At 57.8% G+C, this 25,232-nt stretch carries 24 protein-coding genes; 8 read left to right on the plus strand and 16 right to left on the minus strand.

What is annotated here, in order from left to right; translation table 11 throughout:
- Window positions 1–11: 11 nt before the first annotated feature.
- Both ACIPL2_RS09390 and ACIPL2_RS09395 read left to right on the plus strand, forming a co-directional pair.
- Window positions 12–2,228, plus strand: a complete 2,217-nt coding sequence (locus ACIPL2_RS09390; protein WP_401355299.1) for a DUF3604 domain-containing protein — start codon at window positions 12–14, stop codon at window positions 2,226–2,228.
- 82 nt (window positions 2,229–2,310) lie between these two features.
- Window positions 2,311–2,847, plus strand: coding sequence for an AAA family ATPase (locus ACIPL2_RS09395; protein ID WP_401355300.1), 537 nt, complete (start codon window positions 2,311–2,313; stop codon window positions 2,845–2,847).
- Window positions 2,848–2,929: 82 nt separating this feature from the next.
- Here ACIPL2_RS09395 and ACIPL2_RS09400 read toward each other — a convergent pair whose 3' ends face one another.
- The 9 genes from ACIPL2_RS09400 to ACIPL2_RS09440 form a co-directional block, all read right to left on the minus strand.
- Window positions 2,930–4,249: an outer membrane protein transport protein gene (locus ACIPL2_RS09400; protein ID WP_401355303.1), complete on the minus strand. Its 1,320-nt coding sequence runs from the start codon at window positions 4,247–4,249 to the stop codon at window positions 2,930–2,932.
- Between the two features lie 152 nt (window positions 4,250–4,401).
- Complete coding sequence (locus ACIPL2_RS09405) at window positions 4,402–6,303, minus strand: acyl-CoA synthetase (RefSeq protein ID WP_401355305.1); 1,902 nt, start codon at window positions 6,301–6,303, stop codon at window positions 4,402–4,404.
- 2 nt (window positions 6,304–6,305) lie between these two features.
- Window positions 6,306–7,262 carry a fumarylacetoacetate hydrolase family protein gene (locus tag ACIPL2_RS09410; protein ID WP_401355307.1) on the minus strand — a complete coding sequence of 319 codons (957 nt, stop codon included), beginning with the start codon at window positions 7,260–7,262 and terminating at the stop codon, window positions 6,306–6,308.
- Window positions 7,263–7,437: 175 nt separating this feature from the next.
- Window positions 7,438–8,529: a VOC family protein gene (locus tag ACIPL2_RS09415; RefSeq protein ID WP_401355310.1), complete on the minus strand. Its 1,092-nt coding sequence runs from the start codon at window positions 8,527–8,529 to the stop codon at window positions 7,438–7,440.
- 86 nt (window positions 8,530–8,615) lie between these two features.
- Window positions 8,616–9,230: a TetR/AcrR family transcriptional regulator gene (locus tag ACIPL2_RS09420; RefSeq protein WP_401355312.1), complete on the minus strand. Its 615-nt coding sequence runs from the start codon at window positions 9,228–9,230 to the stop codon at window positions 8,616–8,618.
- Window positions 9,231–9,483: 253 nt separating this feature from the next.
- On the minus strand, window positions 9,484–10,131 hold the full coding sequence (locus tag ACIPL2_RS09425; protein WP_401355314.1) for a TetR/AcrR family transcriptional regulator: 648 nt from the start codon (window positions 10,129–10,131) through the stop codon (window positions 9,484–9,486).
- A 2-nt stretch (window positions 10,132–10,133) separates the two neighbouring features.
- Window positions 10,134–11,792 (minus strand): bifunctional 3-(3-hydroxy-phenyl)propionate/3-hydroxycinnamic acid hydroxylase, encoded by a 1,659-nt coding sequence (locus ACIPL2_RS09430; protein ID WP_401355316.1) that lies wholly within the window; start codon window positions 11,790–11,792, stop codon window positions 10,134–10,136.
- A 222-nt stretch (window positions 11,793–12,014) separates the two neighbouring features.
- Window positions 12,015–12,887 carry a DNA/RNA non-specific endonuclease gene (locus tag ACIPL2_RS09435; RefSeq protein WP_401355318.1) on the minus strand — a complete coding sequence of 291 codons (873 nt, stop codon included), beginning with the start codon at window positions 12,885–12,887 and terminating at the stop codon, window positions 12,015–12,017.
- Window positions 12,888–13,202: 315 nt separating this feature from the next.
- Window positions 13,203–14,147, minus strand: a complete 945-nt coding sequence (locus ACIPL2_RS09440; RefSeq protein ID WP_401355737.1) for a GlxA family transcriptional regulator — start codon at window positions 14,145–14,147, stop codon at window positions 13,203–13,205.
- 185 nt (window positions 14,148–14,332) lie between these two features.
- Between ACIPL2_RS09440 and ACIPL2_RS09445 the strand changes: the two genes are divergently transcribed.
- From ACIPL2_RS09445 to ACIPL2_RS09470, 6 genes are all read left to right on the plus strand, one after another.
- The gene (locus ACIPL2_RS09445; protein WP_401355320.1) at window positions 14,333–15,265 is read left to right on the plus strand and encodes an alpha/beta fold hydrolase; all 933 of its coding nucleotides are present in this window, start codon (window positions 14,333–14,335) and stop codon (window positions 15,263–15,265) included.
- A 245-nt stretch (window positions 15,266–15,510) separates the two neighbouring features.
- Window positions 15,511–16,326: an alpha/beta fold hydrolase gene (locus tag ACIPL2_RS09450; protein ID WP_401355322.1), complete on the plus strand. Its 816-nt coding sequence runs from the start codon at window positions 15,511–15,513 to the stop codon at window positions 16,324–16,326.
- The gene (locus ACIPL2_RS09455; RefSeq protein WP_401355325.1) at window positions 16,316–17,488 is read left to right on the plus strand and encodes an ATP-binding protein; all 1,173 of its coding nucleotides are present in this window, start codon (window positions 16,316–16,318) and stop codon (window positions 17,486–17,488) included. The genes ACIPL2_RS09450 and ACIPL2_RS09455 overlap by 11 nt, the downstream gene beginning before the upstream one ends.
- A gap of 174 nt (window positions 17,489–17,662) precedes the next feature.
- Window positions 17,663–17,911: a hypothetical protein gene (locus ACIPL2_RS09460; protein ID WP_401355328.1), complete on the plus strand. Its 249-nt coding sequence runs from the start codon at window positions 17,663–17,665 to the stop codon at window positions 17,909–17,911.
- Window positions 17,912–18,118: 207 nt separating this feature from the next.
- A complete protein-coding gene (locus tag ACIPL2_RS09465) occupies window positions 18,119–18,463 on the plus strand; it encodes a DUF6463 family protein (RefSeq protein ID WP_401355330.1) in 345 nt (114 codons plus the stop codon).
- Between the two features lie 141 nt (window positions 18,464–18,604).
- Complete coding sequence (locus ACIPL2_RS09470; RefSeq protein WP_401355332.1) at window positions 18,605–19,057, plus strand: hypothetical protein; 453 nt, start codon at window positions 18,605–18,607, stop codon at window positions 19,055–19,057.
- 60 nt (window positions 19,058–19,117) lie between these two features.
- Here ACIPL2_RS09470 and ACIPL2_RS09475 read toward each other — a convergent pair whose 3' ends face one another.
- The 7 genes from ACIPL2_RS09475 to galB all read right to left on the minus strand — a co-directional run bounded on the left by ACIPL2_RS09475 (window position 19,118) and on the right by galB (window position 25,103).
- Window positions 19,118–19,447, minus strand: coding sequence for a DHCW motif cupin fold protein (locus ACIPL2_RS09475; RefSeq protein WP_401355334.1), 330 nt, complete (start codon window positions 19,445–19,447; stop codon window positions 19,118–19,120).
- 134 nt (window positions 19,448–19,581) lie between these two features.
- Window positions 19,582–20,199: a GAD-like domain-containing protein gene (locus ACIPL2_RS09480; RefSeq protein ID WP_401355336.1), complete on the minus strand. Its 618-nt coding sequence runs from the start codon at window positions 20,197–20,199 to the stop codon at window positions 19,582–19,584.
- Window positions 20,200–20,258: 59 nt separating this feature from the next.
- Entirely contained in the window at window positions 20,259–20,876 is a 618-nt protein-coding gene (locus ACIPL2_RS09485; protein ID WP_401355338.1) for a GAD-like domain-containing protein, read from the minus strand.
- An 18-nt stretch (window positions 20,877–20,894) separates the two neighbouring features.
- Window positions 20,895–22,244 carry a DUF6861 domain-containing protein gene (locus ACIPL2_RS09490; RefSeq protein ID WP_401355341.1) on the minus strand — a complete coding sequence of 450 codons (1,350 nt, stop codon included), beginning with the start codon at window positions 22,242–22,244 and terminating at the stop codon, window positions 20,895–20,897.
- 329 nt (window positions 22,245–22,573) lie between these two features.
- Window positions 22,574–23,653: a 4-oxalomesaconate tautomerase gene (locus ACIPL2_RS09495; RefSeq protein ID WP_401355343.1), complete on the minus strand. Its 1,080-nt coding sequence runs from the start codon at window positions 23,651–23,653 to the stop codon at window positions 22,574–22,576.
- Between the two features lie 2 nt (window positions 23,654–23,655).
- The gene (locus ACIPL2_RS09500; RefSeq protein WP_401355345.1) at window positions 23,656–24,372 is read right to left on the minus strand and encodes a 4-carboxy-4-hydroxy-2-oxoadipate aldolase/oxaloacetate decarboxylase; all 717 of its coding nucleotides are present in this window, start codon (window positions 24,370–24,372) and stop codon (window positions 23,656–23,658) included.
- Window positions 24,369–25,103, minus strand: coding sequence for a 4-oxalmesaconate hydratase (gene galB, locus ACIPL2_RS09505; RefSeq protein WP_401355348.1), 735 nt, complete (start codon window positions 25,101–25,103; stop codon window positions 24,369–24,371). Before galB ends, ACIPL2_RS09500 begins: the two co-directional genes overlap by 4 nt.
- Window positions 25,104–25,232: the final 129 nt, after the last annotated feature.

The following is a 25,232-nucleotide window of genomic DNA, read 5'->3' on the forward strand; positions in this document are numbered from 1 at the left end:
AGACGTGGACTATGAACGCCCCTACTCACTTCACCGCGCCGTCACTGTTCGGTTGCGCCGTGCTGGCGGTCAGCACGCTGGCATTGGCAGACGGCAACCCGGATCGCGAGGTGTACTTCGGCCAGACGCACTCGCACACCTCGTGGTCGATTGATGCCTACCTGATCGGCAACCATCAGGTCGATCCCGAGCAGGCCTACCAATACTCCCTCGGCATGCCGGTCAAACATCCGATGGGCTTTGAAGTGCAGCTCAAAGGCCGACCGCTGGATTTCCACGGCGTGACCGATCATTCGGAATACGTCGGCGTGATCGCCCTGGCCAATGATCCGAAGTCGGACTTCAGCAAGCAGCCCATCGCGCAAAAGCTGATTGCCAAGACTCCGGAAGATTTCAACCGGGTGTTCAAATGGATCGCCGGCAGCTTGAGCCATCCAATCAAGGAGCTGATTGATCCGAAGGTGGCCGGCAACATCTGGCAGCAGAACATCGCCATCGCCGACAAGTACTACAAGCCCGGCACGTTCACCACGTTCGTCGCCTATGAATGGACCTCGGCCCCGAACAACCAAAACATGCACCGCAATGTGTTTTTCCGCGATTCGAAGAAGGTGCCGGACCTGCCCTTCACCGCCCTCGACTCGGACAAACCGGAGGACTTGTGGGGCTGGATGGACGACCAACGCAAAAAGGGCAACGAGGTGCTGGCGATCTCCCACAACGGCAACCTCAGCAACGGCCTGATGTTTCCGGTCGACGTCGATGACCGTGGCCGGCCCATCGATGCCGCCTGGGCCGAAACGCGGATGCGCAATGAATCGCTCACTGAAATTCATCAGGTCAAGGGCACCTCCGAAACCCACCCCGAGCTGTCGCCGACGGACGAATTTGCCAATTATGAAATCATGAGTTTCCTGATCGGCATCGACAACAGCACGTCGAAACTCAACGGCAGTTACGTCAGGCAAGCCTGGCAAAACGGCATGGCCTTGCAGGAGGCCCGTGGCTACAACCCGTACAAAATGGGCGTGGTCGGCGCCAGCGATTCGCACAACGGGGTGATTCCCTATTCGCAGAGCAACAACTTCGGCTCCCACGGTTTTACCGACAGCACTCCGGCAGCGCGCCTGTCCGGCAAACAGAACTCCGGCATGCTGGCCTTGCAAACCAGCACCTCGGGACTGGCCGGTGTCTGGGCGGAAGAAAACACCCGTGAAGCGATCTTCGATGCCATGAAACGTAAAGAAGTCTATGGCACCAGCGGCGTGCGCATTCCCGTGCGCCTGTTTGGTGGCTGGGGCTTCGACAGCAATCTGTGGAACGAAAAAGACTGGGTGCACGCCGCCTACGCCAAGGGCGTTGCCATGGGCGGCGATCTGCCGGCGAAACCGGGTAAACAAGCGCCGTCCTTTGTGGTGTGGGCGGTCAAGGATGTCGAGGACGGCAACCTCGACCGCATCCAGATCATCAAGGGCTGGACCAAAAACGGCCAGACCTTCGAGAAGATCTACGACGTCGCCTGGTCGGGTGATCGTCAACCGGACCCAGCCACCGGCAACATCCCGCCGGTGGGCTCGACGGTCGATGTGTCCAAGGCCACTTACACCAATACCATCGGTGCCACCGAGCTGAAAAAAGTCTGGGTCGATCCGGATTTCGATCCGGCGCAGCACGCGTTCTACTACGCCCGCGTACTGCAGATTCCGACACCGCGCTGGAGCACCTATGACGCGGCCAAGCTGCAAGTGCCACCGCCAGCCGATGTCTCCGCCACCGTCCAGGAACGCGCTTGGACCTCGCCGATCTGGTACACGCCGACGGCTGAAGACAGCAAGACTATCGCTGCCGGCAAAACCATCGATCAACTGAAAAGCGAAGGCGCCAAAGCACTCACCAACGAGCAGTTGCAAACTTACGTGGTGGGCAAAACCATCAAGGTGCGCAATACCGTCACCGGCCAGACGTTTGAAATCGTCTATGGCACCGACGGCCAACGTTTGATGACCAGCGTCGACGGCAAATCGCCTGCGCAAGGCGAATACCTGAACTTGCTGCATGGCGGCCAATTTGGCGTGCCGGCCAAATACGAAGTCAAGGACGGGCACCTGCTGACCACACTCGGCGGAGCACCTTTCAAGGCCACGGTGTTCGAGCAAAACGGCAAATACCTGGCGGCGCGCAGCAATGAGTTTGGCTATGTGAATTATGAGGTTGAGGAGGTCAAATAGCGCCGAGGCCGGCAGCAGCAGCCTTTGATTGGCGATCAAAAACCTGCACAATTGCCGGCTTTTTTCGCGACAGGACGTCTTCATGCAACGGATTGTAATTCTGGGCAATGCCGGCAGCGGCAAATCCACCCTCGCCCGCGCCCTCGGCAAACGCCTGAGCGTGCCCGTGGTGCACCTCGACACACTGTTCTGGGAGCCCGGCTGGGTCGAACCCGACGCCGAGCAATTCCGCGCGCGGGTCCGCGAAGCGATCGCACCGGCAGCCTGGGTGTGTGAAGGCAACTATGCCCGGCGCACCTTCGACCTTCGCCTGCCCCGTGCCGACTTGATCATCTGGCTCGACACGCCGCGGCTCACCTGTTTCACCCGAGTGATCATGCGCAGCGTACTGAACCGTCCTCGGCCTGACCTTGCCGCTGGCTGCACGGAAAAGCTCGATCGGGCGTTCCTGACCTTCCTGAACTTCGTGTGGACTTTCGATCGTGGCTACCGACCGGGCATCGAAGCGGTGCGCCTGGCGATAGGCCCGCAGATTCCGGTGGTGCATTTGCGCGGTACCCGGCAGATTGGCGAATTTCTCGACAGGTTGTCCGCGACGCCTGGTGGCTGTCTTGAATAAATTCCACGATCAGCTTAGGCCCCCTAATCTTGGCCATAAGCTGATCGACAGAGTCTTCAGCGCAAAATTGCAGCCGTTTCGATCAGTACCGATAGGTTGCCTGCACTGAAATGCCATTCGCGCTGTTGTCGTATTGGGCACTGTATTCCGGTTGAAGACCGGAGTTGTTCGCCTGTTTTACCGAAACTTTGGAATCCCAGAGATAACCGTAAGCGAAGTCTATCGTCAGGTCGGAACTCGGCGAATAAGCGCCGCCCAACGTCACGGCTTGTCGATTCCCGACCGGAATGCGCACGCTGCGATCGGCGTTTCTAATGGGTGACGGATCATAGGCGTAACCTGCGCGCAGCAGCCATTGTGGGTTCACTTGATAGGAGGCACCAACGGCGGTGCTCCACGTGTCACGCCAGTTCATTTCTTCGATCACACTTCCCAGCCCAGCCGCCTGGCCCACGGGGGAAAAACCGCTGTTGACTGCCTCGACCTTCTGGATCCGGCTCCACCGTTTCCAGGTGGTCCCCAGGTAGCCCGTCCAGCGACTGTTGAAATGATGGGTGATGGACGTGTCCACGGATTCGGGCATCGTGAGGTCGATCGTGTTGTCATACTTTCCGTCCAGCGGAATAACGCTCGGGGATCCGGAAACCTCGGTATGCCCTTTGAGTTCATAGTGCACTTTCGAGTGATAGTTAATCCCCCAACTCGTTGCCTCAGTAAAGTCGATCAAGATGCCGACGTTGTAGCCAAGTGCGGTGTCATCGCCCTTGATGGTGACAAGTGTGTCCTCGCCGTTGTTCAGGGCGCCGGTGGCCAGGTAATTCTGAAGTTTTGCATTGAAACGGTTCAGGGTCGGTCCGCCACCAATGGACACGTAATCATTGATCCGCCAGGCAATGGTGGGCTGCAGGGTTATTTCCTTGGTCGTGCTATAGGAACCATGGTAACGGCCCTGAAAACTGCCTTCGTAATCATTGATCAGACCACTCGGCGCATAGAGTCCCAGGCCAATCGAAAAACGATCACCAAGGGGCGTCGACATATAAGCGAAGGGCACAACCCCCAACGGTACCGAGTCGCCCTTATTCGTTCCCGGGGCACTGCTCTGCGCATCACTGATGTCGTCGCTCACTGAGACGACCGCGGCCCCGCCGGAAATCTCACTACGCTTCAATTTGGTCAAGCCCGCAGGGTTGCCAAAGATGGTGCTGGCGTCCAGCGCGGAAGACGACCTTCCCGCATAAGCAGTTCCCGCACTGCTTGCACTTTGCTCGTTCAAGGCAATGCCATTGGCGCCTGCGCTGGTGGAGGCGCTGAGTATTGCCGCGGCACCTGCGAATGTGATCCAGGAAGACATTTCTCGCACAGCGAAGAGACACGGGGTTGCACGGTTGCTCAGTTTCATTTCCCACCTCGTATTGTTTTTATTGATTGGTGCGCAGGCAAAGCTTCGCCTTCCGGTGCACTGGGCAGTGCCGGTTGAAGTTGATCAGCGTTGTGGAAAAGGCCCTGGCTGACGACTACCAGGGCCGAGGGGCCGAACTTACAAAGTCAGGATCATTTGAGCCACTCCACCTGAAAGCTATAGAGACCCAGCAGGAGCGCCAGGGACTCTTTATCTCTCCCGGCCCGGATACACGCGACTAATCCACGTTGTTCATGCTGAATGACCTCGACCTCAATGCCCTTCAGGCACATACGCTCCACTTCCTGCCAAACGACTCGGGTCACTTCGCGCTGCTGCAAGGCGGGCTTGAAGATTTTGCCGACCGCCGTCAATGGCAGTGCTTCGAGGATTTCGATCCGCTTGGGAATGGCCGCCCGCTCACTGATGTGGCGCTGAGCAAACTGCTCGAGTTCTTCAAGGGTGCAGACGTGGCCGGGGCGCAGTTGCACGTAGGCGACCGGCACTTCACCCGAATAAGCGTCCGGGCTACCAATGGCAGCCGCCAATGCCACCGCTGGATGCGCTTGCAGAGCCTCCTCGATTTGCTTGGGATCGATATTGTGGCCGCCGCGGATGATCAGCTCCTTTTTGCGCCCGGTCAGCCAGAAGTAGCCCTTTTCATCCTGACGCCCCAGATCGCCTGTATTCAGCCAGCGCTGACCGTTGATGTTGATCCACAGGCCCCGGTTGTGGCTTTCTTCAACGTAACCCTCGAACAGATTCGGGCCGGTGATGGTAATCAGGCCAATTTCGTTGATGTCGGCGTCGCGCAGGTACGCTCCGGTTTCATCGAGCATGACGGCGCGCATGTCCTGGTAGGCAATCCGTAACCCGATGGAGCCGATGAAGCGCTCGCCATGGGGCGGATTAACCGAGGAGACGCACGCGCCTTCCGTGAGTCCATAGCCTTCGAGGATCTTCACCCCGGTCCGGCCTTCGAACTCGCGGAAAAGTTCGACCGGCATCGGCGCGGCACCACACATGGCATATCGAAGGCTGGACAGGTCGCGGCCCTCCAGCTCGTTTTGCAACAGTGCGGAATAGACGGTGGGAACGCCGGAGAAGAAATTGATGCCGAAGTGCTCGACCATCTCCCAGAAGCGCGGGATCACACCTTCGCCGCGATAACCCTGCGGCGTGCCGAGGATGACATGATCACCCTGGGTCCAAGGCATCAGGCCTGTCACCAGCTGCGCATTGACATGGAACAGCGGCAAGCCACAGAAAATGACCTGGCCACTGCCACGGGGTTGCAAGTGCGCGGCCATGGCCCACGCGTTGAAGACTTCCGCCCCGTGGGTACGCATCGCAATCTTGGGCTGCCCGGTGGTACCGCCGGTGCAGAAATAAGAGGAACGATCCTCGGGGCGGAACCTCCGAGCACTCTTCAAATATGTGCCTGGCTGAACGTCCATCAACGTGCGCAATTCGTGAATCGTCGCCCCCCGGTGCACGTCACGTTCTTTGTTGGCCAGGGACTCGAGGGTTTCACGCTGAGCGACATCAACATAAGGTTGCATGCCAACCCAAACGACGTGCTTGACCTCGGGAAGCTGATCCAGCTGCGAGGCCAGTTTGGGCCACAGGTCGCTGCCCGGCGTCGGTGCGAGCGTCACCACCACGCTGGCTTTGGCGGCGCGTAACAAGGCCGCTATCTGCTTGGCCTCTTGCAGCGGATTGATCGCCATGACGATACCCGCCGCTTCGCCGCCCCAGATGGTGAAGTGGGTTTCCGGCAAGTTGGGCAAGATGAAGGCCAGCACTTCAGCCGGGTTGATGCCCAAGTCGTGGAAGGCATTCGCCGCGCGGGTGATCTCTTCGACGAGTTCGGAGTAGGTCCAGTGGTGAGTGTTTGTGAAGCACGTGGCGTCGGCGAAGAAACTCAGCGCAGACGCGTTGGGGCTGAGCTCGGCGGTCCGTGCCAGCGCTTCATAGGTGCTTGACGCCAAGCCACGCTCCGCCAACGGGACCTGCTCGATACGTTCAATGTCGTTCAGCGATCGCACAATCATCGTCAGGCTTCCTCTACGACGCGGTTGCGTTGCACGCCGAGATCGATCAGGCCATCAACGCTACGAATGCGCGCCTCGACCACGTCACCGGCCTTGAGGTACTGCGTCCGGCCCTCTTGCGCCTTGAGGAAAAGCTTCCACTTGGTGGCTTCTGGCATCAGGGCCGCAATGCGCTGTTTTGCGGGCGAAGGAATCGTCAGCGCGCAGCCGGCAGGCGTACCCGTGGCGATCAGGTCTCCAGCGTCGAGGTCTTGCAACGCAGAGAGTTCGATAAGGGTTTCAGCGGGGCCGTAAACCAGGTTGGCCGTGCTGTCCTCCTGTCGCACCTGACCGTTGACCGTCAGCTTCAGCTGCAGTGCCTTGAGGTAATGCATGTCCTTGGCATCCAGAAGGCACAGGTACGGGCCGACCGGGCCGAACGTGCGGTAGCTCTTGCCCTTGTAGAACTGCATCTGGGGAATCTGTATGTCACGCGCCGAGTAGTCATTGACAATCACGACACCTGCAATGAACTCGTGCAGATTGGCGTCGGTGACAGCAATAGCGCCGGTGATCGGGCGCTTCATCACAAGCCCCAGTTCGATCTCGTAGTCAAGGAAGCGCACGTGGCGCGGCTTGATCAGGTCGCTGTCAGCCGCCACCAGGCAACTGGTCGCCTTGGTGAAGATCATGTTGAATTTCTTCGCATCCGGGTCCATGCCGGACTCGATCATGTGCTGACGGTAATTGGCACCCTGGCAGACGAACTGCTGGTTACGGGTCACCGGCGACAGCAGTTTGACTTCGCCCTCCGCAAGCTCCGAGCCTTTCAATACAGCGAGGTCGTCGATACTGTTCTGGCGAATGAAGTCACCGGTGGTTTCAAAAACACCGGGGATGACCGTGATACGGCCCTGGCGAAGCACGCCCCAGTGGATACCGTTCTCAAATTCAAAGCGGACTACGTGTACAGCAGACATTGAAGGGACTCCTGGAGCGGCGTTTGTCCCGCGTTCGGTGGCGCGGGAACTGTGGTGTTGTACGGCGGGGGTGCCGGCAATGCGGTAAACCAACGAGCCGCCGGCGATCAAAGCGCCGGCTTTAAGCACATCCCGCCGGCCATACTGGGTTGAGTTGCCCGACATGGCGGCAGCTCTACCCGAACATCCGCATGAGTGTTATCAACTTGCGAAGGGTCAAGTCCGGGCTGCGTCGCAAGTTGCGGATCAGCGCTCGCAGGTTGCTGAAGCTCATTGTGGGTTTTGTAAAACGCTTGGGCATGCGCTGCCCCCACTGCGCCATGGCTTCGGGGCTCACGGGATGGATGCCCGTCGGCCGAGTGGCCGTGAAAATATCCCCGTCGCAGTAATGCTCGTGCTTATCGCCCCATGGGTCTTGCCAGTAATCGAAGATCTGACTGCCCAGGATGTGTCGGCCGATGCCCCATGAGTGCTCCCAACCGCGCTCGCGCAGGACGCGCTGTCCCACTCCCACCGCGTCCGCATCGACGACCTCATAAGCGCTATGGCTATAGGTCGCCATGAACCCTTGCGCAATCGCCAACGTGTGGTGATCGGCCGGCCTGTCACCCAGGTCGAGGCGCATGAACGCGACGATCGGCGTGCCATCGGGAAGCACCTGCACATCGCTGGGAATAAACCCGAAATGCTCCGTATACCAGGCACAGGTCGCCTGGTAGTCAGCCACTTCAATGACGATGTGGCCAAGCTTGAGCACTTCAGGGGCCTCAATCGGCGGGCGTTGCGTGGCGTTGATTCGCGGTTGCTCGTGCGCCAGATTCCAGTGCAGAGGCGCTCTATGGGCCAGCGTCTTGCCTGGCGTCTGGTCGCAAACGGCTTCCACAATGAAACCGGACGGATCAGTCAGTCTGACGTAATACCCTTTGCCAGGATGCTCCGACTTTTCGACCGATGACGCCCCCGGGATTCGAGAGAGTTTTTCCAGATCCTCCAGTGACGGCACTGCCAGGCCAAACCCGATAAAACCTGCGGAATCGGCACGATGGACACGGTAACAATAGGCAGTGGCGTCGGTGGCGCGTAGATAGAGCGTATCGGCGTCCTGCCGACTGACCGTCAGGCCGAAGTCGGTCAGGAAGCGCGCTGCCTCATTCAAGTCCGGGCGTTGAAAGATCAGGTGAGTCAGGCCCTGGGCCTTCACCGTCGGCTGCAAGTGCCGCGCGGGTTGTGGTGTCGCCAACCGGTGCAATTCGTGTGTGTGGGTCATTGTTCTTGTTATCCGGGTTTTTAGGGCAAAGCGATCCCGAACCCCTGAAAAAATCTGGGGCTTGTCTGGTTGAGTCAGTGACGAATTCAGTCGAGAGACGGAAGTACCGGCAACTCGTTGGTCGCCAGCGCACGCGCCTCTTCTGGCGGTACACCCAAGGCCCGCAGTATCAGCTCGGCGGTGTCAGAGCCCGATTCGCGCCACGTTCGGTGACCTTCCAGTACCAGGAAAATCGAGCCCAGCACGCTGCTCGATATCAACGTCAGTACCGAGAGCAATTGCTCCTGCTGAAAGGTGTAGCGCCCAGCGCGAAGCCCGCTCAGAAGATCCGCCGTCGCCTGGCTGCTGAACATCTCGCGCAACGATGCATTGCTCATGGCGAATTTATGGATGAATGCGCCCCACTGAGAGTCTTCGTGCGCTCGACGTATGAAGAATCGAATGCCATTGGCAAGGCGCTGAGCCTGATCAGAGAGGGCATTGAAGCTCTTGTTGACGCGCTCATGCATCTCCCTCGCCAGATGGCTGGCGACCGTCTCGAACAGGTTTTCCATGCTGTCGATGTTGCTATAGACCGTTCCGCGCGCCACGCCGGCCTCTTGTGCGAGGTCGAGAATGTTCACTTGCGAGGTGCCTCTATCAGCGAACAGGCGAAAGGCGGCTTGATGAATGCGGCGCTGTGTTGGATTCAGGGATTGCACGGTTCTCTCTCCAGGATTACCTCATGGGTCAATTGAACACGCGTGTTCATTTTTAGTCAACAGCGTTTTTTCGATCGAACGGGCTAATTTCGATTTAAACCGTTATATCCGGGTACTTTTACGGGCAGTGCAGGATCAATGGCGGATCGGTTCACCGCTCATAAATGAACACGAGTGTTCAATAGCCTGTCGAAATGGCGCACAGGGCCACTGATGGGCACCCGTGGCGTGTGCAAAAAGGAGGTCGAGGGGATCAGGTGGGTAGCGGCTTGCCGGCGATTTTCCTGGCTTTGGCAGGTGTGACGCCCAGCGCCTGGAGAACCATTTCGGCGACCCGCAGATCGTGCTCCGCCACGGCACGCCCCTCGACAACAGCACGCATTGCTCCGGTGGTGCATGACAAGACCATGTCCAGGGCGATCCCTTCGTCCACGTAAGCAAAAATGCCCGCACGCAGCCCGTCACGCAGATCGCCCAGTACATGGCCAGCCAGACGCGAGCGCATGGCCTGGTCGAAATGGATGATGCGCAGCAGCGCATTGGCCCACTGATGGTCAGCGGCGGCCCGGCACACAAACATGCGTACGCCAATCGAAAGCCGCTGCGCGCCACACTGTACGTCCGCGTTCAAGACAGAAATGGCGTCAGAAAACTCGGCGGCCATGGCGATGCCCACCGCCTCCAGTACTTCGTCGCGCGTTCGAAAATAGTTGTAGATGGTGCCGTTGGACACCTCGGCTTCCGCGGCGACCTCGAGCAATGCGATCTCCCCCACTTCCTTACGTGCGACAAGTCGCAATGCCGCGTCCACCAGGCCGCGGCGGGTGCGCTCACGTTTCTTGTGGCCTCTCGTGAGAGGTTCTGGCGCGGTCGCTTCTAAAGGAAGATTGGGGGAATGCATGATCAAGCTCGTAATCGAGTGGGCTCGTTGATGGTAACGGAAACGCTGTCAGGCGTGGTGTCTTCGCCAACCAGCAGCGCCCGGCAGTCACGCAGGAGACTGGCTGCCTCTGCGCCGGGGGCGTGATGCATGATGATACGGTCCGGGCGAACCGCGACGAGCGTTCCTTTAGGGGCCAGCGGCAGGATGTCATGGTTCATGTCTTCAATGAAGTCGCAGCTGCCGCCGGAGCGTTGTCCGCGTGTTCTGACTTCCAGGAAGTGGCCTCCCATTTTTTCCCAGGAAACGATCTGATCCGTGGTGAGCAGTGACAACGGGTCGACACCGAATCCAACCAGGGTCAGGTTGTCTCCCAGCGCATCGTCGCTCAGTTTGATCTGCTTTTGCAGGGTCCGAATCCAGGTTTGGGGAAACAGGCTGCCACGAACCAGCGCGTCGCCCCGACGATGCGGCACGAACAGGCCGTGCTTGAAGGTGTTTTTCGGCTTGATGTCCAACTGTTCGAAGTACTTGCGGGTAGCGGCAGTCAACGCCAGCGTGCGCATCAGGCCGTGGATAAAGAACGCGGCGAGCTTGTTCTTGGGCATCACCATTCGACCCATGAGTTTCGCCAGATTGATCATCGCCTGGGCATGGGGGCGGCGCTCTACGTCATAGGTATCGAGTATTGCCGGCGCGGCATGACCGCGAAGAACCCAGGCCAGTTTCCAGGCAAGGTTGGCACCGTCACGAAGTCCCGCGACGAGGCCTTGACCGACAAAGGGTGGGGTGATGTGCGCTGCGTCGCCGGCGAGGAAGACGCGTCCCTTGCTGAATCTATTGCAGCAGCGCGCGTGGAATCGATACACCGCCTTGCGCTCGATTTGCAACTCCTGCGGGTTGATCCATGGTGCGATTAACCGGGCGATGCTTTCCGGGCTTTCCAGCTCTTCCCGGGATTCGCCGGGTTGCAGCATGAACTCCCAACGCTCCCTGCCACCGGGTGCGGGCATGTGCGGCGTCGGGCGCCGCGGATTGCAGAGAAACTCAATGTGATCAATCGCTGACTGATGCCGATTCATGACATCGACAATCAGCCAATCCTCCGCATAGGTCTGCCCTTCGAACTCCTGGCCAATCAGTGCCCTGACCCTGGAGCTTGCGCCATCCGCACCCACCAGGTACTGGGCGCGAACAGCATGCGATTGCCCCTTCTGATCCCGCACGGAGGCGACGACGCCCTCCGGCTCCTCGACCAGGCTCTCAAGCTCGAAACCACCCAGACTGGTCACTGACTTCAGCCGGGAGACCTGGCTGCGCATCGCGTGTTCGAGGTCGGGTTGATAGAACGTCACCAGTTTCGGATGGCCGTCGATGCACCCCTCAGTATTGGCTCGACCGAACTGCCCGAGTACCGGGGAGTGCATTTTCACTTCAGGGATTACGATCTTCTCGAAAGCGTCTTCCGACAAACCGGCGAGTTGCAGGATACGCAGCGCCTCGTTGTCCAGGGCAATGGCACGAGGCATCAGTACGACCTCGTGGGTCTTGTCCAGCACCAGGGTCGTTACCCCATAGCGGCCGAGCAGCGCCGCGATTGTTGCACCTACCGGCCCGTTACCGACGACCAGCACGTCGACGACGGAGGGAGGCAATTGGGAAACTTTCTTGTTGTTGTTCATCTCGAGCCCTTGTTGTGATTGAAGTCGTGAGGCGCGCAGGTCTCAGCGTCAGGCAGGGTCAAGGTATTCAATATTGAGACGAATTTCAATATTGATGTTCTCGTCATTAATCTTTAGAGCTCATCGTCCGGCCACGATGAGCGCAAATACCAAGGTGTCAGGGGCTTGCGAATCGCGTCCGGGCCGGAGCGATGAAGGCCGAACATTCGAGGAGTGACGCCCTCAAGAGCGCCCGACGGAACCCGTGACCGGTAGATTCCCGAGCAATTTGAGCCCGGTACTTTTCACGAAAGCGTCGTAGTCCATCGGTTTCTCAATACGGGTTTCTGCGTTGGGCAATACGTAAGCCCAGGCCCGTTTTGACGAGGCGTCGTAAACCAGCTTGAACAGGCGGGTCGGCACCCAGACCTTGTTGTCGCCGATGGTGTTGTGGCCTGAGTCAAAGAGCGGGCCGGTAAAGACAAACACATTGCCATCGGCGCGCTTGGCGAACTTCCTGACATCAGACTCGACCTTGCTCCAGATCTTGCGGTTGTTGGTCGGGTCTTGCGGCACCATGTTCGACAGCGCAAAGGATTGCGCCATTGCATTGGGGTTCGGTGCATCGGCGGCCGGGGATTGATGGCCACGGTCCACGGCCGGATGCTGGCTGCGATAGTCGCTCAACTCTGCCCGCCCACTCTTGGGGATGCGTGGGTCCGGATAGAACTGGTTGGTGCGCTCCTCGCCTTTGGCATCCTGCAGTTGCGCCGCATTAAGGCGTTCGACCACCACCAGCGGCGTCTTGCTGGTTTGCGAGTACAGCACCGCGAAATTATCCGAACACAGGGCCAGGGGTTTCATGGTTGCGGGCACGGTGGCCGTGTTGATCGGTCTGGCTGCCGGAAACAAATCCGCGCAGCCGTCAAACGAGGCCTGTTTCTGTTTGTTTGAATAGAGCTCCAGCGCCGCGTTCTGGCTGATCGAGCCTGAACGGGATGAATGTTCCTGATGCTGGGCGGGCGGCTTCAGGAGGTCCAGCAGACTGCGGGCTTCGGCCCCGGTCGAGAGCAAAACAAGGGCCGACAGCCCAACTGCAATTTTGCGTAGGTGCATGCTTTAAGTCTTCGAATTTGATTGAGGGATAAACGTACGGCGAGTCCCGATTTACGGAACCTCTGGAGGCGGTTGCTGTTTAAATGGCGGCGAGCATGCTTTCACTGTCCTTGATCAGATGGCCGGTGCGGAGCCGGTCCGCGCAGTGCAGGAACGACCTGACGGTCGCGCAGGATTTACTGACCCTTGGAAGTGACTTTAGTGCCGAGCAGCGTTGGCATTCTTCGCTAATGCATGTCGAAGAAGTGATCGGCAGTTTTTACACACGCTGGGGCGAAAGCTACCGGTCTGGAACGCCCCGTTTTTCTGCTAAGCCTATTGATGATAAGCCTTTCGATATGTTGTTGGACTTACGCCCACGATCGACGAAAAGTGTTGACGTAAAGAGAGGCTTGTACCAAACCCGCAGGAGTAAGCGATCGTCTCAATGCTATGGTGGGTTGTTTCGAGTTGCAGTTGGACGGCTTTGATTCGCTCGTTAGTGAGCCAACTCCCAAACGTCGAGCCGGTCAGCTGCTTGAAGTGTCGGGTGAAACTACGTCTACTCATCGCCAGCTTCGTCGCGACTTGATCGATTGACAAAGGTTGGTCCAGGTTTGCCCGAAGCCAGTCCATTAGCAGGCCGAGTCGGTGGTCGCCTGCGCCTTGAGGAACAGGCTGACTGATGAACTGAGCCTGGCCCCCATCCCGATGAGGAGAGACAAGCAGTTGCCGCGCCAACGCGTTGGCAACCTCCCGCCCATAGGTCCGCCTGACGATATGGATGCAGCAATCGAGCCCCGCTGCCACGCCCGCGGAAGTAAGGATCTGCTCCGCTTCGACATATAGCACTTTCGGGTCCACTTCGATGCGAGGGAAATCTCGCGCCAGATGCGCTGCCCAAGCCCAGTGCGTGGTTGCCCGCTTGCCGCACAGCAGACCCGCATGAGCAAGTACGAACGCCCCCAGACACAGACCGACAACCAGCGCTCCTCTTGCATGGGCTGCCTTAAGTGCTTCGACGAGTGCATCCGGCGGCGGTTCGGCAACGTCCCGCCAGCTTGGGACGATGACAATATCAGCCCCGGCGAGCTGATCCAGACCATGGTCGCAGTGGATGGCGAAACCGGCGTTGGTGATCAGCACCCCATCCTCGCCCGCACAGACGACCAGGTCGAACCAAGGTGAATCCCCCACTCTGCGATCCTTGCCAAACACGAGGCAGGGGACGGAAAGGTGAAAGGGGCTGATGTCATTAAAAGCGATGACTGCAACTTTCAAACTTTTTTTCACGGATGCTGGCCTGATCTAGATTGGCCCAATTCTAATGAAAATTGGTCATCGGGCCAATGGTGCCAGTTCTCAAGTGCGTCCACTCTGACCTCAGGTGCATTTCACCGGGAAATGCGCACATCAGAGATCAGGACTCAATGAACAGACCGACCTTTTGCATGCTAGGCGTACTTATGACGGCTCTTGCGATGACCGAACCGGCACACGCGGCCGAACCTGTGCCCTCCATCCCCTATACCACCGAGTCCACTGGCTATCATTGGTCCAGTGTGGACGGCGTGAAGGTTTTTTATCGTGAAGCAGGACGCAAAGACGCGCCGACCCTTGTGCTGCTTCATGGCTACCCTTCGTCATCGCGCATGTGGGATTCGCTGATACCGCTACTTGCTGATCGGTATCACGTGATCGCACCCGACTACCCTGGGTTCGGCAGAAGCGACGCGCCCTCCGCTGCGACCTACGCATACACGTTTGACCATTTGGCCGACACCATGAGTCAGTTGCTGGCGCAGCTGCGAATCGATGAGTACACCCTGTTCATGCAAGACTATGGCGGCCCGGTGGGCTTTCGGATGATCCTCAACGCTCCGCAAAAATTGCACGGCATCATCATCCAGAATGCCAATAGCTATAACGAAGGTCTGGGTGCCAAATGGGCGAACATCGCCAAGTATTGGAAGGCCCCTTCCGAACATGCCGAGCAAGTCGATGCGTTCACGGGGTACGAGGGCACGAAGCAGCGTCACTTGGGCACCAGCCCTCATCCCGAGCGTTATAACCCTGATGCCTGGGAAGACGAATTTGCCGCATTATCCCGTCCGGGCCAGCGGGCGATACAGTCGGCGTTGCTGCTGGACTACCGAAACAACGTCGCCTCTTACCCTAAATGGCAGCAATGGTTGAAAGACAACCAACCCCCCATGTTGGTCATGTGGGGAAAATACGACCCCTCGTTCATTGTGCCGGGGGCCATGCGCTACAAGGACGATGTGCCGGGTGCAGAGGTTCACATTCTGGATGCGGGTCATTTCGCACTCGATGAAAAAACCGAACAGATCGCCGGTCTGACGCGGCTGTTCATGGCGCGCATCACCGCCAGTCAATAGTCAGCGCCTCCCGAGGGCTTGGTCAAGACGCTGCACGGCAACGTCCGTCTCGTCATGATCAAGCCAAAATCAGCCGCGTGGATGCTCCCCACCCACCCGCGAACAGAATTTCGCACAGGGCATTACAGTTTTCTGAACTGTCTTCTATCGATACCCATCCAACTAATCTACGTGACCACACTCCCCTCACTATCTACACTGCCGAAGATATTCAAAACACCTTCGGCACGCTCGGGATGACACGCATGAACCTTCAATATCGCAACAACATAAAAGTGCTGGGTGAAGGTCCTTCGACACTGATCTTTTCCCACGGCTTTGGCTGCGATCAGACCATGTGGCGTTATCTGCTCGACCACTTCACCTCGCGCTTCAAGGTTGTACTGTATGACCTTGTCGGTGCGGGCCAGTCGGATCTGGACGCGTATGATCGGGAAAAATATAACTCGCTGGCCGGGTATGCCCATGACCTGGGCGAAATCATCGATGAGTTCGCCACTGGCGAGGTCATTCTGGTTGGCCACTCCGTTAGCGCCATGATTGGTGCCTTGGTGGACCGCCAGTCCCCCGGGAAAATTGCCGCTCACGTGATGATCGGCCCTTCGCCCTGCTACATCGACGCCGACGACTATGTGGGCGGGTTCAAACTCGAAGACATCCACTCCCTGCTCGACACCCTCGACAGCAACTACCTCGGCTGGTCCAGCACCATGGCCCCCGTCATCATGGGTGCGCCCGGACAACCGGCGCTGAGCGAAGAATTGACTAACAGTTTCTGTCGTACCGAACCCGAGATCGCCAAGCAATTCGCCCGCGTGACATTCATGTCGGACAACCGCAAGGACGTCGCGGGCCTGATCACACCCACCTTGATCCTGCAATCCACCGACGATCTCATCGCGCCCGTCGCCGTGGGTGAATACTTGCACGCTGTACTCCCCAACAGCACGCTCTGCTTGGTCGCCAACGTCGGTCATTGCCCGCACATGAGCGCACCGAGCGCCTGTTCCGCCGCCATGGACAGCTTCCTGTCGCCGTGGGTGGGCACTGATGTCGACTGATGAACCGCCACTGCCCGACCCGCAGACGCTGTTTGAAGGCGCGCCTTGCGGCCTGGTGGTGACGAAAGAAGACGGCACGATCCTGCGCGCCAACCTGACGTTCAGTTACTGGATCGGCTTCGACGCCCACGCGTTGATCGGCCGGCGTTTCCAGGACCTGCTGACCATGGGCGGCCGCATTTTTCATCAAACCCACTGGGCGCCGCTCATGCGCATGCAAGGCTCTGTGGCCGAGGTGAAACTCGATCTGGTGCACAAAGACAAACATTCCGTCACCATGCTGCTCAACGGTGTTAGACGCGAGCATGCCAGCGGCGCTTTTTATGAGCTGGCGCTGTTCGGAACCACCGATCGCGACAAGTACGAGCGTGAACTGCTCAGTGCCCGAAAAATCGCCGAAGACCTGTTGCGGGAGAAAACCGCCGCCGAAACGGCGCTGCAGCAAGCCCAGCATGAACTGAACAAGGCCTACGAAAAAGCCAAACGTCGTGCCACGTTCGCCGAACAAATGGTCGCCATCGTCAGCCACGACCTGAAAAACCCGCTGACCGCGATAAAAATGGCCTCTGACATCCTTGCCCGAGGCGAACACACTGCCAAACACGTCAAAATGCTCGGCCACATCAGCCAGTCGGCCAGCCGCGCCGAACGGATGATTGCGGACTTGCTGGACTTCACCTTGGCCAGAGTCGGACGAGGCATTGCGATCACGCCGGCTACGGTTGACCTGCACGCATTCGTCAGCCTGAGCGTCGACGAACTGCGCATTGCGTTTCCTGACGCCACATTGCTGCATCAACGCAGTGGGTCGGGTAGTGCTTACCTTGATGCGGATCGGGTGCAGCAGATTATTGGCAATCTGGTGGCTAACAGCGTGGGTTATGGTGATTTGAAACAGCCGATCATCATTACGTCACGTGTCGAAGCGGATCAAGCCGTTGTGTCGGTGCATAACCAAGGTGCGGTTATCCCAGCGTCGCTAATGGCCACGTTGTTCGAGCCTATGACCCGTGGCACGACCGACAGCGACACGCGTAGCGTAGGACTCGGGTTGTTTATCGTGAGGGAAATCGCCAGGTCACATGGCGGGGACGTGGCGGTCCGCTCAAGCGCCGAGGAAGGTACGACGTTCGATGTTCACTTTCCGAACATCCAGATTTAAAACCTCGATCAGACAGCGAAATAGACAGTCCAACCCTCAGTACCTATCGGTGCATCAGCCAAAGCCTATCTCGACGCCTCAAAAAAGTTTGAACCGCTTTTGGACGCGCTCGCCTAATGATCAGCGTGTGGAGAATTTCACAGGCAATGTGCCAATACCGGCAGACTCCAAGAGGTGGTCAACGTGGCTAAAGACGAGAAGCAAAGCAAAGGCGTGTCTTCAAAAGCCAGCAAGGATTTGAAAGACAAAAAGTCATCAACGACAAAGAAATCAGCGGCGGCGTCGGCTCTTTCGAAATCTTCCGACAAGAAAGACAAGAAAAAAGATGCCGAGCCAAAGAAATCTGCAAAAAAAGCTGATAGCAAGCCAGAAAAGGCCAAGAAATCAGAGAAGGCAGACAAGCCGGCGAAAAAGAAAAAGTGACATGTGCTATCTGCTAGGGCTTAACGCCCTAGCTTTCTCACGCAGTGTTGCCTTCGATGTCGCCACCGACAGCAAGGGTGCGACCGCCGCCCTTCGCGACTGGCCACTATCGGCCTAAAAGTGAACGGTGGACACGGTGATGGCAAATGGGTAGCTTCGAGCCAACCTTACCGCACGGAGCTTATAAGACATGTCAAACATCGTCGCATGGATGCTGTTCTCTTGGGTGTCCTCCATATTCCATTCGGTATTTTCAAGTTCAAAACAGCCTTCGCCGCCGCTGTAGATTCTGGCTTCGTTGACCAGTTCAGAGCGCACGAAGATCGGCGTGCAGCCCTCTGGTTTACCATGCTGGGGCCGCTTTTTATGCTCGCAGGGCAGACAGCGATCCACGCCGTAGCCGTTGGCGATCTCGCGCTACTTAAAATGGTTGGCATCTATGTGCTTTTGATCTCGATCATTTGCGTCATCGCTGTTCCAAAATCGGGGTTCTGGGCAACGCTGCTGGTTTCTCCGCTGATCATCGCGGCTGGGTATGGCGTGTACGCCTGACATACGCTTCATCGACTAAAAACAGCCGCCTGGAATGCTCTCCACTTCCCCGGTACAGATAATTTCGCACGGGCAACACCAAAGAGGCGATTAATGAGCTATACCCGCTAATCTCCCTTTGCAGTTCTTTGGAGGTTGGCAATGAAGCCTGGAAACTCACTGGCAGCGCTAATGGTCATCGCAAGCCTTGTCGGCTGCACCACTTCAACGGACCATGGCGTGAGCATTCCTTTGGTGGCCACGCGGCATAACACCGGTCAGATCGGCAATGTGACGTTGGCCAGTTGGGACAAACAAACCGGCTTCAGTTTTTTCATCAGCGGTGTTCCAAGCGGAGCGTCCCTGCCCTTGCGCCTCTATACCTTCATCAATAAAGGCAGTTGCCAGCAACCCGGGCCCGTCGCCTATGCAATGAATGATCACGTCACCACCGAACGCCAAGCCATACGCGGCTGGGCTTTCTCAAGAAGCGCACCTGTCGCAATGCAGGATCTGCTTGCCGGTGAGTATTCCGTGGTCGTGCGAAGTGCACCGGACAGTGGCAACGTCGATATTTTTTGCGGGGATATCAAGCCACGAGGTTCGGCGAAATAGTCTCAGGTCGGCCCGCCCAGCCGTTAACGTTGAAGTGGCGGGCTAGATGATGTGTCCACACTAATCCACCACAAACAACTTCGCGCCGGTGGTCGTGAACGACCGGTGCCCTTCAGCATTGTTGCCCACTTGATAGCTCATCCCGGCCGTCAGTGTGAATTGGCGGCCATCTTCCAGTTCAGTGTGCAACTGGCCTTCCAGGCACAACAGGATGTGACCTCTCCTGCACCAATGATCGGCCAGGTATCCGGGACTGTACTCAACCATCCGCACCCGCGTCGAACCAAACTGGCAGGTTCGCCAATAGGCTGCGCCCGATTGGCCAGGATGCGTTACCGGTTCGATAGTCGACCAGTCGGTGGTACCAAACGGGATAGCGGTGAGATCCATTGTTGCCTCATCGAAATACAGTGAATGCGGACCGTATCAACCTGGAGATGGGGCCGATAGACACAGATGCTGTGCATTTGCGGGATACAGGGGCTGGTGCGAAAACTGGTTCGGGGCGTGCGTGCGGGCCTGCCTTACAGGTCTGAAAAACTATAGGGCTGAAGCTCGGCGAGTTGAGATAGCAGGATTAGATGCTCCACCGCCTTCACTTTCTCTAGATGATCTAGGGTGTCCGGGCCGCCGAACATCAGTGCGGGAACGAAGCCGTACATTTCGTAATGACGCAGGGTGCCGAGCTTTTTCTTCGCCGGTTTGAACATGCCATCAAAATCGTTGTATTCCACTTCTGTAGATAAAAGAAAATTTTGCAATTCTCTGTCCATTTCATCAGTTGAAATTTCAAAGTCATGGACAACACATCGAGAAATACAGCTAGTAATCTTAAGCGAATATCCCGTTTTTTCGCCCCAGAGGTACAAATCGCCAAAAGCACTTCGTGCAATCAGGTGGTAGGTGTCACGTTCTTCAAATTTCGTCCCCCCAATCCAGGACGCCACCACTCCCTCATACTCTTGTGGATTAACGATCCAGAAAACCCCATCACCGTAACCACACCAGCCGTGTTCGGCCCAGTATTCCAACAACTGATTGGGTAGTTTGCTTCGGTAGCGCTCGATACTCGACGCCGGTACTTCCTGCCGATCAACTGGCCCGCCAAACGTCTCCAAAAAAATGGAAAATATCTCATCCATTACTTTTTCCCTTTTTCATATATGAAGTCTGACGTTGAATCTGCGCTCTTTCGCCTGCCTTATAGGTCTGAAAAACCATAGGGCTGAAGCTCTGCGATCTGAGACAGCAGGATCAGATGCTCCACCGCTTTCACTTTCTCAAGATGATCGAGGGTGTCAGGACCGCCGAACATCAGCGCTGGAATGAAGCCGTACATTTCGTCGCTTCGCAGGGCACCGAGCTTTTTCTTCGCTGGCTTGAACATATCACCATAATTGTTAGAGTCTACTTCCCGCGACAACATGAAGTTGCGTAGTCCTTTGTCCATTTGCTCTCCAGTAAATATAGATGTGTGTGTTGTGTAGCGGGAAAGGACACTCGTAATCTTGAGAGAGGCGCCCGTTTTTTCGCCCCATAGATACAGATCACCAAAGGCGCTACGGGCTATCAGGTGGTAGATATCACGCTCTTCAAATGTCGTCCCTTCAATCCAAGACGCAACCACCCCCTCGTATTCCTGAGGATTCACGATCCAGAAAATCCCGTCACCGTACCCGCACCAGCCGTGTTCGGCCCAGTATTCCAACAACTGGTTGGGCAACTTGTCTCTATAGCGCTCGATACTTGACACTGGGACTTCCTGCCGATCAACAGGCCCGCCAAATTTCTCTATAAACCTAGCAAATACTTTGTCCACGCGGTGGCTCCCTTTTAATTAGCACTTATGAAGTTTTACATTTAGAAAAGTGGACTCTCGTATTGATTGGGGCACATTTTCAGCAGCACTCTTCAAATTTGCGATTTTCGGCCCCCACTGAGGACCGATACTGGAATTTACTTGTCGGTCACCAAAATCCGCAATGATGTCCTTGCCACCAGCGCTTAGATCAGGATTATGCAGGCCTGCAAGGTTTGACATCGTTTCTTTGGCTTTTTTGATGGCTGCTTCTTCAGCGTCGAGTTCGTCCATGGTTTGCGAAAAATCATCCTGGAAACGCTCTTGCAACTTGGCTTGTAAATCCTTTCGAGCCTGTCTGGCGGCCTTTGGGCTACGCTTCACAGGATTAGCAATATTCTCCAAATACTCATCAACCGTCAGCCGATTCAGCCCGTCCTCTTGCCCCTTCAACTGCCGCTCGAACTCGCCGATTTTAGACGCTGGCATCTTGTCCGCTTTGAAACATTCGACTTTATGAAGCGGCATGGCGTTCGGTTTGTCACGCGGGGAATCTTTGTCTTTTCCTGATGGACGATGTGCTGGCGGTGCTGGCTCCTGCTGACCGAATGGACTTTTGCTCCGCTCTGGCCGTTGCAGATCGGGTCGTTTTTTCAGTGCTTCTTCATGCCTGAGCATCCATTCGCCTACACGCGCCCCTTTGGAACTGGCTCGCATTTCCTGGGCGAGGACATTGGCATTGCCTCGACCACGCGTAATGTAAGCAACGATGGCTCCCAGCAGCAGGACGACAACCTCTACATGTCCCAGTGCGATGTGGTGGACGGCTCTGTCCTGAGCGAAAGGATCGTCCTGGCTGAACGGGTTCAACCCGGCGTCGCCGCGTGGGCCTTCCCATGCGATGTTGATGCCTGTCAGGTAATACTCGCCAATGCGCGGCAAACCCTCGACAAAAAACTCGGCGATGGACGTCAGGCCGAGTACTCCCAATATCCAGGTGCTGACGTGCAACCCCATTGCGGCGCCAGCGGCGCCCATGGGAATGGCACCTGCGCCTGCGAAAAATGCGCCTACACCCGCCCCGATGGCGCCTCCGGTCAACACACTGCCCGCGACGATCATCGCCATTTGCGTGACGACATCGAGCAACTCGTTGAGGATGCTGGAGATGTCGAGGTCAGAGAAGCGTTGCCTCAACAAACGGCCAGCTTCCCACTCAGCCCGGTTGAACGCAGACCTGACACTGCTGATACGACGGATATTGAGAGATAAGGAAGGGACAACTTCGTTGAGATGCGTGCGAAAGCTGGCGCTTCCCTGGTAACCCATCTCATGGCACATTCGGTCTTCTATCTCGTACCACGTGGGCACGACGTTCCATAAAAACATTCGAATGTCTCCCTGACATTTCGCCCGCTAGTGACCCCCATTACCCTGGCGGCCGTTACCGAAATAACGCTAACAAGGTGTTGGGCGGGTTGATGTAGGAAAACTCTCTTATGGCGGCCGGACACTTCCTCTATTTCACAATGTTGCATCAGCGCCGAGCTAAGGCAGGTCTTCAGCCTGCGCTTGAATTGATGCCAATCGTTGGGCGGTTCTCGTGATTTAAAGGCGAGAACGGTGATGCCGAGCCGAATAAAAACCCATGGGGATTTGCGTAAAAGAATCGCTCAGCTGTTACGCATCAAGCTGAGACGCCTCCGGACGAGGAAGTGTCAATGACCACGCCATAGCGCTTCAGTTACACCTACCACTCCATCAAATAACCAACGCGCCGTTCGCATCAGTCCGCAACTGATCAGTCGACCATCGCGAACGCGCAGCGCTACGGTGAACTCCCCTGTCGGGTGTTCAACCGAGAGCTGCTTTTCCTCGCCTTCACCGACACAAGCCAGGTCCGCGGCCACACTCCCTTCGATCAGGCAGGCCGCGGCAACGCTCACCGCACCGAACACGCCGATGCTGGTGTGGCAACGATGGGGAATGAAGCTGCGTGTACTGAGTGCGCCGCCCGCTTGCGCCGGTGCCACCAGGCACATTTTCGGCACGTTGCGCTGGCTCACATCGCCCAGGTTCATCAGCGGCCCCGCTTGTCGGCGGATGGACTCCAGACGCGTCTTCAGTTGCGTGTCGGCGTCCAGTTGTCCGGGACTTTCATAACCGCTGCGGCCAAGGTCCCGGGCGCGGATCAGGACGACCGGCATGCCATTGTCGACGCAGGTCACCTCGACCCCGTCGATCACATCGCGCGCGTTGCCGGTAGGCAGTAACGCACCGCAACTGGAACCGGCGACGTCCTCGAACTCGACAATCAACGGCGCGGCGAACCCCGGCACTCCGTCAATTCGAGCATCACCGCAATACCGCACCGCGCCATCGGGCGTTGGCACATACGCAACCGCTATCTGCCCGGTATTTTCCATGTAGATCCGAACGGGCGTGACATCGCCCGTCACCGCCACCAAGCCGCGCTCGATGGCGAACGGGCCGACGCCGGCGAGAATGTTCCCGCAGTTCTGGCCGTAGTCGACACGCGGTTCTTCCACCAGTACCTGGGCGAACAGGTAATCGACATCCGCCCCGTCGCGCGCGGACGGCTGGATGATCGCCACCTTGCTGGTCAGCGAGTCGCCGCCACCGATGCCATCGATCTGCCGCGCATCCGGCGACCCCATGACCGCCAGCAACACCTGGTCGCGCAGTGCTGGCGACGCCGGCAAATCAGCGGCCAGGAAGTACGCGCCTTTTGACGTGCCGCCGCGCATCAACAGGCAAGGAATGCGAGTCTGCGTCATGCTCAGTCTCCAAGTTCTTCAAGGCTGTCGACGTAGCGCAAGCCCTTTTCAGCCAGGCGTGAGCGCATGTTGTAGATATCGAGCCCCAGCTCACCGTTCGCCAGACGCACCGCCTTCTGCTCTTCCAGATCGGCCCGGGCACGGCTGGCCTCGACGACGTGCGCTACGTCGGCGCGGCGCACGATGACCACGCCGTCGTCATCGGCCACCACCACATCGCCCGGCTGGACCAGTTGACCGCCGCACACCAGTGGCAGGTTCACCGAGCCGAGGGTTTCCTTGATCGTGCCTTGGGCACTGATGGCCCGAGACCAGACCGGGAAGCCCATTTCGCGCAGGGTGTGGGTGTCGCGAACGCCCGCATCGATGATCAGTGCGCGCACGCCGTGGGCCTTGAGCGAGGTCGCCAGCAGGTCGCCAAAGTAGCCGTCGGTGCACGGCGAACTCGGGGCAACCACCAGGATATCGCCAGGGCGGCATTGCTCGACCGCCACATGGAACATCCAGTTATCACCCGGTGCGACCAGCACCGTGACCGCCGAGCCGCTGATCACCGTGCCTTGCTGAATGGGTGTGATCGAAGATGCGAGCAATCCCTTGCGACCCTGCGCTTCGTGGATGGTCGCGACGCCGAAGTGCTGCAATTCATCGACCAAGGCTGCCTCGGCCCGGGGAATGTTGCGCACGACAATCCCGGTTTTTCCGATGTGTTCGCTCATGCCAGGTGCTCCGTGACGCGCGGGAAGAGGCTCTGGTAGCCCTCGCCATACACGATGTTGCGCGTGGAGGTGATGCCGACGTTGCGTTTGGCTTGCACACCCCGTTGCAGGGCGACACGGGTGTAGTACTCCCACAGATGTTCCTGGCCGGCCATGCACTGGATCGCCGCGTACTTCTTGTCCCAGACATCGGTGATGTCCAGCAACACGTCGGGGCGCCATTCGCATTGCTCGGGTTGGTGCGGCTCGAAGCTGTAGACCGGCGGCGCGCCGACGATTTTCTCGCCCGGTTTGTAGCCTTCGGCCTGGGCGATGATGCGCGCCTCCTGCGTCAGGTTCATGGCCAGCGGGTGGTCGTAGTTGTACGGGTCTTTCGAGGAATGGCTGAGGACAAAGGCCGGCTGGACGCGACGAAACACATCGGCCAGGCGAAACAGGGTGTCCTTGTCGGCACGCATCGGGTAATCGCCGATGTCGAAGAACTCGACGCTGGCCCCCAGAATATCGGCGGCGGCCTGGGCCTCTTCGCGGCGTGCGGCTTTGACGATGTCTTCGTTCATTTCGCCCTTGCGCCACAACTTGGCGGACTCACCGCGCTCGCCAAAGGACAGGCAGACAATGTGCACGTTGTAGCCCTGCTGCGCATGCAGTGCGATAGCACCGCCGGCACGCCAGACGAAATCGGCGGAGTGGGCGCTGACGACCAGCGCGTTTTTAGGTGACTCGATCATTGCGGGTGCTCCTCCTGCGTTTGCAAAGAGCATCGCACCGCGACCGGCCAGGGCTGTAATGCGTTCGAGTGTTCGAGGTATGCGTTTTTTTTATTGCCACTCCTCCGGAGCAGAGGCATAGTCCGGCTC

The organism is Pseudomonas sp. NPDC086251 (assembly GCF_044746405.1).
GTDB lineage: Bacteria > Pseudomonadota > Gammaproteobacteria > Pseudomonadales > Pseudomonadaceae > Aquipseudomonas.

Excerpts from the sequence above, each read along its gene's own strand:
- ACIPL2_RS09390 (WP_401355299.1), top strand. The coding sequence starts at position 12 with ATGAACGCCCCTACTCACTTCACCGCGCCGTCACTGTTCGGTTGCGCC.
- ACIPL2_RS09395 (WP_401355300.1), top strand. The coding sequence starts at position 2,311 with ATGCAACGGATTGTAATTCTGGGCAATGCCGGCAGCGGCAAATCCACC.
- ACIPL2_RS09400 (WP_401355303.1), bottom strand. The coding sequence starts at position 4,249 with ATGAAACTGAGCAACCGTGCAACCCCGTGTCTCTTCGCTGTGCGAGAA.
- ACIPL2_RS09405 (WP_401355305.1), bottom strand. The coding sequence starts at position 6,303 with ATGATTGTGCGATCGCTGAACGACATTGAACGTATCGAGCAGGTCCCG.
- ACIPL2_RS09410 (WP_401355307.1), bottom strand. The coding sequence starts at position 7,262 with ATGTCTGCTGTACACGTAGTCCGCTTTGAATTTGAGAACGGTATCCAC.
- ACIPL2_RS09415 (WP_401355310.1), bottom strand. The coding sequence starts at position 8,529 with ATGACCCACACACACGAATTGCACCGGTTGGCGACACCACAACCCGCG.
- ACIPL2_RS09425 (WP_401355314.1), bottom strand. The coding sequence starts at position 10,131 with ATGCATTCCCCCAATCTTCCTTTAGAAGCGACCGCGCCAGAACCTCTC.
- ACIPL2_RS09430 (WP_401355316.1), bottom strand. The coding sequence starts at position 11,792 with ATGAACAACAACAAGAAAGTTTCCCAATTGCCTCCCTCCGTCGTCGAC.
- ACIPL2_RS09435 (WP_401355318.1), bottom strand. The coding sequence starts at position 12,887 with ATGCACCTACGCAAAATTGCAGTTGGGCTGTCGGCCCTTGTTTTGCTC.
- ACIPL2_RS09445 (WP_401355320.1), top strand. The coding sequence starts at position 14,333 with ATGACGGCTCTTGCGATGACCGAACCGGCACACGCGGCCGAACCTGTG.
- ACIPL2_RS09450 (WP_401355322.1), top strand. The coding sequence starts at position 15,511 with ATGAACCTTCAATATCGCAACAACATAAAAGTGCTGGGTGAAGGTCCT.
- ACIPL2_RS09455 (WP_401355325.1), top strand. The coding sequence starts at position 16,316 with ATGTCGACTGATGAACCGCCACTGCCCGACCCGCAGACGCTGTTTGAA.
- ACIPL2_RS09465 (WP_401355330.1), top strand. The coding sequence starts at position 18,119 with ATGGATGCTGTTCTCTTGGGTGTCCTCCATATTCCATTCGGTATTTTC.
- ACIPL2_RS09470 (WP_401355332.1), top strand. The coding sequence starts at position 18,605 with ATGAAGCCTGGAAACTCACTGGCAGCGCTAATGGTCATCGCAAGCCTT.
- ACIPL2_RS09475 (WP_401355334.1), bottom strand. The coding sequence starts at position 19,447 with ATGGATCTCACCGCTATCCCGTTTGGTACCACCGACTGGTCGACTATC.
- ACIPL2_RS09480 (WP_401355336.1), bottom strand. The coding sequence starts at position 20,199 with ATGGATGAGATATTTTCCATTTTTTTGGAGACGTTTGGCGGGCCAGTT.
- ACIPL2_RS09490 (WP_401355341.1), bottom strand. The coding sequence starts at position 22,244 with ATGTTTTTATGGAACGTCGTGCCCACGTGGTACGAGATAGAAGACCGA.
- ACIPL2_RS09495 (WP_401355343.1), bottom strand. The coding sequence starts at position 23,653 with ATGACGCAGACTCGCATTCCTTGCCTGTTGATGCGCGGCGGCACGTCA.
- ACIPL2_RS09500 (WP_401355345.1), bottom strand. The coding sequence starts at position 24,372 with ATGAGCGAACACATCGGAAAAACCGGGATTGTCGTGCGCAACATTCCC.
- galB (WP_401355348.1), bottom strand. The coding sequence starts at position 25,103 with ATGATCGAGTCACCTAAAAACGCGCTGGTCGTCAGCGCCCACTCCGCC.